Origin of the sequence: Ventosimonas gracilis, from assembly GCF_001580025.1 — a bacterium.
Classification (GTDB): domain Bacteria; phylum Pseudomonadota; class Gammaproteobacteria; order Pseudomonadales; family Pseudomonadaceae; genus Ventosimonas; species Ventosimonas gracilis.
Genome location: NZ_LSZO01000062.1, coordinates 1 through 9047, shown reverse-complemented (window position 1 = coordinate 9047; position 9047 = coordinate 1). Strand labels below are relative to the sequence as shown.

The window sequence follows — 9047 nt, the reverse complement described above, 5'->3', positions numbered from 1 at the left end:
CCGGCTATCTGCTGGAATTATTGTGGGCAATGGATTTGCTGGAACGTGAAACCACGCCTGCACTGCGCTATCGCAACCAACCCGTCGCCAATGGCTATCTGAATGCGCAGTCAGAGAACTACTGCGGCGATGCGTTGTTGTTTCGACATCGTATCGTGCGTCAGGTCGGCGCACAGCTGGGGGAACTGGTGCGTCATGACACGTCTGCGCTCATGCCCGATAGGGCCAAGCTGCAACGCGGCTGGGCGCAGGCGGCGCGGGTGCAGATTGCGCAGGAACAACGCGCGGTGACGGCGGATGTCGCGCGTGAACTGTGCGCCAGGCTGGGGCAGTTCCAGCACGCCCGCCGTCTGCTGGATTTGGGCGGCGGACCGGGGTTGGTGGCGATTGCGCTGGCGCAAATTCAATCCGCATTGACCGGCGTGGTCTTCGAGTACCCGCAAGCCGCCGCCGTGGCGCAGGAGCATATCGATAACGCCGGTTTGTCGTCGCGCTTGCAAGCCATTGGCGGCGACCTGAACAGCGACGATTTCGGCACCAACTATGACCTGGTGTGGTGTTCGTCCGTGCTGCATTTCGTGGCGGATATTCCGGCAGTCCTGCAACGGCTATACCGCGCCATGCGCCCGGGCGGCGTGCTGGTCTGCTGTCACGCCGAAGTGCTGGATGACGCCGCCTGTGCCAAACGCATCTTGCAGTATTACCTGCACATGCGCATGCAAGGCAGGCAGGTCTGGCCGCAGGGGGAACTGGCGCAAGCCTTGGCGCACGCCGGATGGATCAACGTGCAGACATTGCAGCAGGTGCGCTTTCCGGTCACGCCGCTCACTGTTCTGATTGCCCATAAACCACGAGCAAACCCATGATGCCATCTATGAGCACAGCCAAACTCTGGGGGCGAGGGCTGCTGTTTGGCTGGATGAATCTGGTCTTGGCTAATAGCCAGCGCTGTGTAAAAGCCCTATAGTGCGCACCTCAAGTCCGTGCCAGCAGTAGGCTGTAGTCAAAGTGCTTTGGAAGCAGTCGACTTGTTGTAATCAATTTTCAGTAAAAGTCAACATGAAATTTGAGGATTAACGGATGAATCTGTTTACATCAAAATGCCTTCGGCGTGGCACAAGAAGTACTGCTGCCGCGCTTACTCTGCTGACCGCTGCGGTCAGCACTACCCAAGCTGCTCCGCCAGAGAACTACGGCATCAGTTACACATGGCTTGAAGGAGGCTGGTCCAGACATAATGATCGCGCAAATAATGGTAATTATGACTTGGATGGTGGCTATTTGCGTGGCTCCTTTGCCTTAGGTGACAACTTCTACCTAATCGGTAGCTACAGCAGAAACCAAGATACTGCCAGTACTACAGATGGCATTATTACCGTCAAGCTCAAGACAGCCATTGCCCAAGGTGAGTTGGGTCTTGGTGTGCATGTACCGATGGCGGAGCGCTTGGACTTTATCGGTGAATTGGTTGGCATGTACTTCGACTATGACTACAAAATGCACGTCAACGGGCAGAAGGTAGACTTCAAATACGATGACCATGACTATGCCGGTAAAGCGTTGGTCGGCCTGCGTGCCAAGCCTTTTGACATGCTCGACATTTGGGGGAAAGTGGGTTACTTCAAAATACAGGATGCCGATAACAGCACATTCCCGGTAAGGAAGTCACCGCTCGGCAATATCGGGGTTCAGCTTCAATTAACGCCGAATTTTGGTTTGGTGGGTGAAGCGGATTTCTACAAGAAAGATTTAAGGTATTACCGCGCGGGGGTTCGCGTCAGCTTCTAAACACCTAAGTTACAGCAACAATTCCAGCTAACAATTACACAGAGCACGATGCCATTGCTCTGACCTCGTAGGAAAGGGGCTGTGCTATCATGCACGCCCCTCCTCTTTATCCGCTTTCCATGAGTAAGTCTGAGCCGATTTTTAAAGTCATTTTCCACTGCCAAGGGCAGGTCTACGAAATGTATGCCAAGCAAATCTACCAGAGCGACATCTGGGGATTTTTGGAAGTGGAAGAATTTGTTTTCGGCGAACGCACGCAAATGGTGGTTGACCCCAGCGAAGAACGCTTGAAAGCGCAGTTTTCCGGTGTAGCACGCAGTTTTTTGCCGCTGCATACCATTATTCGTATTGACGAAGTGGAGCAGCTCGGCACGGCCAAAATCATCGAGGCCAAAGGCTCTAGCGGCAATGTGATGCCTTTCCCCATGCCGGTTAAACCGGTTTAGGCCTGGGTTAAATACCAGCGCCAATCCTGCTCGCCGACTTCGGCCATAAATTGGCGGTATTCCTCGCGTTTAACCGCCAGATAAACCTTTAAAAAATCCTCGCCCAGCGCCTGCTTTGCCCAGCTTGAGGCGCTAAGCGCATTGAGTGCGGTTAGCCAGTCGCCAGGTAGTCGGCTTTGCGCTTTGGCATAGCCGTTGCCTTCCATCGGCTCGCCCGGGTCGATCTGCTCGCGAATGCCACGCAAAGCCGCTGCAAGAATGGCGGCAGCAGCGAGGTAGGGATTGGCATCCGCGCCGCAGATACGGTGCTCGATATGGCGTGTTTTCGAAGGTCCTCCCGGTACGCGCATGCTGACTGTTCGATTGTCCACGCCCCAAGTCGGCGCGAGCGGTGCGTAGCTGTGTGCCTGAAAACGCCGGTAAGAATTGGCATTGGGGCAAAACAGCAGCAGTGAATCCAACAGGCTCGCCAGCAGCCCGCCGACCACTTGGCGCAGCAGCGGTGTACCGGCTGGATTTTCGCTGGCAAACAGGTTTTGGCCCGCCGCATCGGCAAGACTCAAGTGCATGTGCATACCGGTTCCGGCCAGATGGGCAAAGGGTTTAGCCATAAAGCACGCCTGCATACCGTGCGCGTGGGCAACGCCTTTAACCAGGCGCTTGTAGCGAACGGCTTGATCCATCGCCGCCAGCGCTTCGCCATGTTCCAAGGTGATTTCCACCTGCCCGGGTGCGTATTCAGAGATCGCCGTACGCGCCGGAATGCCTTGCGTCTCGCACGCTTGGTAAAGGTCAGCCAAAAACGGTTCAATCTGCTCCAACTCGCGCAGACCGTACACTTGCGTGCTGCACGGGCGAGCGCCATCGACATCCAGCGCGGGCTGTGGATGGCCTTGTGCATTTCGTTTTTGGTCGAGCAGATAAAACTCCAACTCGCAGGCCATTACTGGATAAAAACCTGCCGCTTTGAGTGGCTCAATCACCTTGACCAGCACCTGGCGCGGGTCGGCCACTGTCGCCGGCAAGCCTTCGCTGGGGTGCATGCTGACCTGCACCGCCGCCGTCGGCATGCGCCGCCACGGCAGGCGTACCAGGCTGCCGGCAAGTGGGTAGGCACGGCAGTCAATATCGCCTACCTCCCAGACCAAACCGCTGTCTTCCACATCCTCGCCGTGCATGGAAAGCCCCAAGATAGTCGAGGGCAGCGGTCGGCCGCTTTCATAGACCGCCAGCAACTCCTCGCGGTGCAAGAGTTTTCCACGTGGAATGCCGTTGGCGTCGAGGATAAACAGTTCAAAAGCGGTGATATCGGGATTGGCAGCGAGAAAGGCGCGTGCTTCGTCGGCATGGGCAAATGGCATAAGCTGTTCTGATTATTGTGAATGAAGAAACCAAGCCTGCCACGGCAGGCTTGGGTCATTAAATGCTGATTTAACAACGCAAACACGGGAATTGGCTAAACAAATCGCCAGCCCACTATGCCAAGACAAAACCAGCCGGCCAAAAAGGACAGGCCGCCAATCGGCGTAATCATGGCAGGGCTGCGTGTGCCGGTTAAGGCAAGCCAGTAGAGGCTGCCGGAAAACAGCACAATTCCAAGCACAAACAAAGCGCCCGCCGCAAGCAGGGCAAGTCCGCCTGTGTGCCGTGCGAGTAAAGCCAGCATCAGCAATGCCAACGCGTGCAGCATCTGGTACTGCACACCGGTTTGAAACACGACGAGCATTTCCGTCGGCAGACGGCTTTTTAGCCCATGCGCGGCAAACGCGCCGAGCGCAACGGCGGTAAAACCAAAAAAAGCGGCAAACAGTAAAAAGCTGCGTGGCATGATGCGGTTCTCCTGGGGGTCTGTGCTCCTAAACACAGCGGCCTATAATGGCGACCCCGTAGCATTGCGCCAAGCCCGTTTATGCGTCGTCTGTTTCGTTTTTTCTGCAAATTGGTACTGCTCGCCTTGCTTATCAGCAGCTTGCCGGTATTGCTGTTTCGCTGGGTTAATCCACCGATCAGTGCGCTGATGATTGAACGCAAAATAGAGCATAAAGCACTGCGACTGCACTATCACTGGCGCACTTGGAGCGAGTTACCGGACAGTTTAAAGATGGCGGTGATTGCCGCAGAAGACCAGCGTTTTGCCGAGCATAGCGGTTTTGATTTTGCGCAAATCCAACAGGCTATTAAACACAATCAAAGTGGCGGCTCGTTGCGTGGTGCCAGCACCTTAAGTCAGCAGGTCGCCAAAAATCTGTTTCTCTGGTCTTCACGTAGCTGGCTGCGCAAAGGTTTGGAGGCTTGGTTTTGTCTACTGATTGAGCTTATTTGGCCCAAGCCGCGAATTTTGGAGGTTTATCTCAATATCGCTGAATGGGGCGATGGCCTATTTGGCGCAGAAGCTGCCGCACAGCGGCATTTTGGCATTGGCGCGGCTTATCTTAGCGAGCGACAAGCCAGTCTACTGGCTGCCGTATTGCCCAATCCCCATCGCTTTAGCGCTGCGCGCCCGAATAGTTATATCCAGCGCCGCGCGACCTGGATTAGAAAGCAATCTCGTCAATTAGGTGGCAGCGCTTATTTAAAACGTTTAAATAAATAAGGGGCTGCCGCAACGTTTCTTGTTTATGCCGCTTTATGGATTAAACCGACAGCAGCCAGTCATAATCGATAATTAACGGCGCATGCTCAGAAAAACGCGGAGCGCGAGGGAGGCTTGCGCGCCCTGCAAAGCGGCGCAGATTAGGCGTGAGCAATTGATAATCAAAACGCCAGCCTAAATTCAATAGTTCCGCTTGCTCGGTATCCGGCCACCAACTGAATTGCTCAGTATCATGGTTGACTTTGCGCAGCGCATCGACATAGCCCATATTGACGATAACTTCATCCAGCCAAGCGCGTTCCGGCGCGAGAAAGCCCGGTAAATGCTGGCAGTCGCGCCAGTTTTTTACATCCTGTTTACGGTGCGCAACATAGAGCGAGCCGCAGTAAATATATTCGCGGCGTTTGCGCAGTTGTTTTTCCAGATAACTGGTGAAGTCATCCATAAACTTAAACTTTTGGTTCAGACTTTCATCGCTGCCACGACCGGACGGCAGCAACACACTGGCAATACTGAGCTTGTCAAAGTCTGCGTGCAGATAACGGCCAAAGCGGTCACAGCTTTCAAAACCCAGCGTGGTGATAATGGCTTTGGGCTGTAATTTGGAATAAATTGCGACACCGCCTTGTTCGGGGATTTCGGCTTCACTGGCATAACAGACGTAGCCGGGCAGTTCAAAGGCAGGCGATTCGATTTGCGGCTGCGTGCAGCGAATATCTTGCAGACAGACAACATCAGCGTTCTGCTCTTTAAGCCAGGCGAACAGGCCGCGCTCCTTCGCCGTTTGAATTCCGTTTACGTTCAGACTGATAATCCGCATGAACCGATAGCCCCAACAAAAAATTTTGTCTATGATACCCGAGCTGGTCGCTTAAATTCATCCAATACGAGGTTTTATGCAATCTTATCAAGAAGAATTTATCCGCTTTGCGATAGATTGTGGTGTGCTTAGTTTTGGTGAATTTCAGCTTAAATCCGGCCGCGTAAGCCCTTATTTTTTTAATCTTGGCCTGTTTAATACAGGTGGCAGATTGTCGCGTCTTGGGCAGTTTTATGCCAAGGCGGCGATAAGCAGCGGCATTGAGTTCGACCTGTTGTTCGGCCCTGCTTACAAGGGCATCGCGCTTGCAACCAGTTGTGCCATGGCGCTTTCAGAGCAAGGGCGCGATGTGCCCTGGTGCTTTAACCGCAAGCAAGCCAAAGACCACGGCGAAGGTGGCCAGTTGGTCGGAAGCCCACTGGTTGGGCGCGCACTGATTATCGATGACGTGATTACCGCCGGCACGGCAGTGCGCGAGGCCATGCAAATTATCCGAATGGCGGGCGCACAAGCGGCAGGTGTGCTGGTTGCGCTCGACCGCGCCGAACGCGGCGAGGGCGCAAACTCGGCGATACAAGAGGTACAAGAGCGTTTCGGCGTTAAAGTTGTTAGCATCGTTTCACTGGCCGACGTTCTTGAGTATCTCGCCCAAGACCCGCTTTTGCATCAACACTGGCAGGCGGCGCAAAGTTACCGGGAACGCTACGGCGTTTAGCGTTTCCATTCGTTTTTTATAAGCGACTGAAAGGGGTACTATGCGTCAGATTTTGTTTCTGCCGTTCGCCGTGCTGTTTTTTACGCTCTGCCTGGCTTCTTTGAGCCTTGCCGATATTTACCGTTACACGGATGAACAGGGCATGATCGTGTTTAATCGCCAAGGCGTGCCGCCTCAATATGTGGATAAAGGCTATGAGGTATTCAATGAGCAGGGACGGGTGATAAAAACCGTGCCGCGCGCCGACGCCCGAAGAAATCAAGCAGATGCAAGCCGAACAGGCACGCCGCGAGAATGATGAGCGCCTGCTGCGTCTCTACAGCAGTCCTGAGGATGTAGACCGCGTCAAGCAAAGCAAATTGCGCGAGTTTGATGCCTTGATTGAAAAGACCGAAAACCAACTGTCGCCGATAAACGACAAGCTGGCCTACCTGCATGACAAGCTGGCGGCCATCCGCCGCGATCGAAAGGCCGCCGATGACCCCGATTTGGCGCAGGAAATCAGCCAGCTCAAAACCGAGCAGCGCAAACTGCAAGCCCTTCTCGCGCAATACAAATCACAGCGTCTTAAGGTGGCCAGCGAATTTGATGACGAGCAGGCGAGGTTGGTCGAGTTATTAAGCGGTTCAGCTTCTTAAGTTTACCCCTCTCCGACAAATGGGATAGGGGAGCCAAAGCACTTTATGCCGGATTTTGCTTGATCAAAGTGCCTACGCCGCTGTCGGTAAAGATTTCCAGCAGTACGGCGTGTGGGACGCGACCGTCGATAATGTGCGCGGTGGTCACGCCGCCTTGCACAGCACAGAGGGCGCAGCGGATTTTTGGTAGCATGCCGCCGTGAACCGTGCCATCGGCAATCAATTCATCCACTTGCGCGGTGCAAAGGCCGGTCAATACCTGTCCGTTTTTGTCCAAAAGCCCTGCGGTATTGGTTAAAAGCAGCAGTTTTTCCGCCGCCAGCGCCTCGGCCACTTTGCCGGCGACAAGGTCTGCATTGATGTTGTAGGACTGTCCGTCCGCGCCGACACCAATCGGCGCAATAACTGGGATAAAGTCGCTCTGCACCAGCATGGCGAGCAAATCGCTGTTGATTTGGCTGACTTCACCGACATGGCCGATGTCGATAATTTCCGGCTGGGTCATTTCTGGCGTTTTGCGCGAAACGGTGAGTTTTTTGGCGCGAATCAGCCTTGCATCCTTGCCGGTAAGGCCAATGGCGTTGCCGCCGTGATGGTTAATCAGGTTGACGATATCCTTGTTGACCAGTCCGCCCAAGACCATTTCCACCACGTCCATGGTTTGGCTGTCGGTGACGCGCATGCCTTCGACAAAGTGGCTTTCGATATTAAGCCTTGCAAGCAAACTGCCAATTTGCGGGCCGCCGCCGTGCACGACCACCGGATGAATGCCGACCGCCTTCATCAGCACAATGTCACGCGCGAAGCCTTTTTTCAGTTCATCGGTTTCCATCGCGTTGCCGCCGTATTTAATCACCAGCACTTTGCCGACAAAACGATGGATATAAGGCAGCGCCTCGGACAGCACTTCGGCGATATGGGCAGCGGTGCGACGGCCTAGCGGCATGGCAGTATTCCTCTAAAAGTGGGCAAGACAAGCTGTAGTTGCTTAGCAAAAAGTTGTTGGATGCGCTTAAGTTCGGTTTCGTCCTCTGCGGCAAAGCGCAGCGTCAGCGCAGGACTGGTATTGGAGGCGCGGATCAGGCCAAAACCGCGCGGCCAGTCTACGCGAATGCCGTCGAGCCGGTTGATCTGTCCACCGCTAAACTCGGCCTGTTGTTGCAGACGGTCGATCAGGGCGAATTTTTCCTCATCCGCTACGGCGATAGTGATTTCTTCCGTGGCGCAGTCTTGCGGTAATTCAGCTGCGAGTGCGTCGCTGGTTTTTTCGCTTTGGCTTAAAGTTTGCAGCAGACGGGCGGCGGCGTAGAGTGCATCGTCAAAACCGTTCCAGCGATCGGCAAAGCAAAAATGCCCGCTCAGTTCACCGCCCAGCAACGCGCCGTTTTGCCGCATGGCCTCGCGGATATGGGTTCGACCGGTTTTTACCATCAATGGCTTGCCGCCTTGCTTTTTAATCCATTCGGGCAGGCGGTAGCTGCATTTCACGTCAAACACGACGGATACGCCGGGGTGCTGGGTTAAAAGCTCACCGGCAAACAGCATCAGTAATTGGTCTGCCGGGATAATCCGCCCGCTATTGGTGACTACGCCCAAGCGGTCGCCGTCGCCGTCAAAAGCAAGCCCCATATCCGCGCGGCTGTCTTTGACGGCCTGGATAAGGCTTTGCAGGTTTTCTGCGCGGCTGGGGTCGGGCGGATGATTAGGAAAGCGCCCGTCCACTTCGGCAAAGAGTGGGATAACCTCGCAACCTAGCGCCTTAAACAGGCGCGGGGCGATCAGGCCGGTGGCACCATTGGCGCAGTCGATAACGATTTTTAGCGGTCTTGCTAGATAAATGCCTGCGCCAAGCGCCGCGCAGTAATCCTTAAAGATGGACTGCTTGCGAATAACGCCTTGCCCGCTGACAAAATCCTCGTTTTTGATTGAGCGCCGCAGTAGCTGGATTTGTTCGGCGCTGAGCGGCTCGCCCGCCCGCAAAATCTTAAAGCCGTTGTATTCGGGCGGATTATGGCTGCCAGTCAACATGACTGCGCTGCCAATAGGC

Annotated in this window: 12 protein-coding genes; 7 read left to right on the top strand and 5 right to left on the bottom strand. The window is 54.7% G+C overall.

What is annotated here, in order from left to right:
* The 3 genes from AXE65_RS03560 to AXE65_RS03550 form a co-directional block, all read left to right on the top strand.
* Positions 1-866 (top strand): class I SAM-dependent methyltransferase (locus AXE65_RS03560; protein WP_079214028.1); only part of this gene is annotated, 866 nt, incomplete at its 5' end.
* A gap of 214 nt (positions 867-1080) precedes the next feature.
* A complete protein-coding gene (locus tag AXE65_RS03555; RefSeq protein ID WP_068388199.1) occupies positions 1081-1788 on the top strand; it encodes a hypothetical protein in 708 nt (235 codons plus the stop codon).
* 119 nt (positions 1789-1907) lie between these two features.
* Positions 1908-2234: a DUF1820 family protein gene (locus tag AXE65_RS03550; protein WP_068388197.1), complete on the top strand. Its 327-nt coding sequence runs from the start codon at positions 1908-1910 to the stop codon at positions 2232-2234.
* Here the strand turns inward: AXE65_RS03550 and AXE65_RS03545 are convergent.
* The gene (locus AXE65_RS03545) at positions 2231-3595 is read right to left on the bottom strand and encodes a glutamine synthetase family protein (protein WP_068388195.1); all 1365 of its coding nucleotides are present in this window, start codon (positions 3593-3595) and stop codon (positions 2231-2233) included. The genes AXE65_RS03550 and AXE65_RS03545 overlap by 4 nt on opposite strands.
* 95 nt (positions 3596-3690) lie before the next feature.
* Complete coding sequence (locus AXE65_RS03540) at positions 3691-4062, bottom strand: DUF423 domain-containing protein (RefSeq protein WP_068388192.1); 372 nt, start codon at positions 4060-4062, stop codon at positions 3691-3693.
* Positions 4063-4143: 81 nt separating this feature from the next.
* Between AXE65_RS03540 and mtgA the strand changes: the two genes are divergently transcribed.
* Entirely contained in the window at positions 4144-4827 is a 684-nt protein-coding gene (mtgA, locus tag AXE65_RS03535) for a monofunctional biosynthetic peptidoglycan transglycosylase (RefSeq protein ID WP_068388189.1), read from the top strand.
* 40 nt (positions 4828-4867) lie between these two features.
* Here mtgA and AXE65_RS03530 read toward each other — a convergent pair whose 3' ends face one another.
* Positions 4868-5647 (bottom strand): exodeoxyribonuclease III, encoded by a 780-nt coding sequence (locus AXE65_RS03530; RefSeq protein ID WP_068388186.1) that lies wholly within the window; start codon positions 5645-5647, stop codon positions 4868-4870.
* A 76-nt stretch (positions 5648-5723) separates the two neighbouring features.
* Between AXE65_RS03530 and pyrE the strand changes: the two genes are divergently transcribed.
* The 3 genes from pyrE to AXE65_RS03515 are packed head-to-tail and all read left to right on the top strand — an operon-like array spanning position 5724 to position 7000.
* Positions 5724-6362 (top strand): orotate phosphoribosyltransferase, encoded by a 639-nt coding sequence (gene pyrE / locus AXE65_RS03525; protein WP_068388183.1) that lies wholly within the window; start codon positions 5724-5726, stop codon positions 6360-6362.
* Positions 6363-6402: 40 nt separating this feature from the next.
* Complete coding sequence (locus AXE65_RS03520) at positions 6403-6660, top strand: DUF4124 domain-containing protein (RefSeq protein ID WP_068388180.1); 258 nt, start codon at positions 6403-6405, stop codon at positions 6658-6660.
* On the top strand, positions 6629-7000 hold the full coding sequence (locus AXE65_RS03515) for a hypothetical protein (RefSeq protein WP_068388177.1): 372 nt from the start codon (positions 6629-6631) through the stop codon (positions 6998-7000). Before AXE65_RS03520 ends, AXE65_RS03515 begins: the two co-directional genes overlap by 32 nt.
* A 43-nt stretch (positions 7001-7043) precedes the next feature.
* Here AXE65_RS03515 and argB read toward each other — a convergent pair whose 3' ends face one another.
* Together argB and AXE65_RS03505 are read right to left on the bottom strand one after the other, a co-directional pair.
* The gene (gene argB, locus AXE65_RS03510; RefSeq protein WP_068388174.1) at positions 7044-7946 is read right to left on the bottom strand and encodes an acetylglutamate kinase; all 903 of its coding nucleotides are present in this window, start codon (positions 7944-7946) and stop codon (positions 7044-7046) included.
* On the bottom strand, positions 7937-9047 hold a 1111-nt coding region (locus AXE65_RS03505; protein ID WP_204376507.1), incomplete at its 5' end, for a phosphomannomutase/phosphoglucomutase. The genes AXE65_RS03505 and argB, both read right to left, overlap by 10 nt.

Excerpts from the sequence above, each read along its gene's own strand:
- pyrE (WP_068388183.1), top strand. The coding sequence starts at position 5,724 with ATGCAATCTTATCAAGAAGAATTTATCCGCTTTGCGATAGATTGTGGT.
- AXE65_RS03545 (WP_068388195.1), bottom strand. The coding sequence starts at position 3,595 with ATGCCATTTGCCCATGCCGACGAAGCACGCGCCTTTCTCGCTGCCAAT.
- AXE65_RS03555 (WP_068388199.1), top strand. The coding sequence starts at position 1,081 with ATGAATCTGTTTACATCAAAATGCCTTCGGCGTGGCACAAGAAGTACT.
- AXE65_RS03530 (WP_068388186.1), bottom strand. The coding sequence starts at position 5,647 with ATGCGGATTATCAGTCTGAACGTAAACGGAATTCAAACGGCGAAGGAG.
- AXE65_RS03515 (WP_068388177.1), top strand. The coding sequence starts at position 6,629 with ATGCAAGCCGAACAGGCACGCCGCGAGAATGATGAGCGCCTGCTGCGT.
- argB (WP_068388174.1), bottom strand. The coding sequence starts at position 7,946 with ATGCCGCTAGGCCGTCGCACCGCTGCCCATATCGCCGAAGTGCTGTCC.
- AXE65_RS03540 (WP_068388192.1), bottom strand. The coding sequence starts at position 4,062 with ATGCCACGCAGCTTTTTACTGTTTGCCGCTTTTTTTGGTTTTACCGCC.
- AXE65_RS03550 (WP_068388197.1), top strand. The coding sequence starts at position 1,908 with ATGAGTAAGTCTGAGCCGATTTTTAAAGTCATTTTCCACTGCCAAGGG.
- AXE65_RS03520 (WP_068388180.1), top strand. The coding sequence starts at position 6,403 with ATGCGTCAGATTTTGTTTCTGCCGTTCGCCGTGCTGTTTTTTACGCTC.
- mtgA (WP_068388189.1), top strand. The coding sequence starts at position 4,144 with ATGCGTCGTCTGTTTCGTTTTTTCTGCAAATTGGTACTGCTCGCCTTG.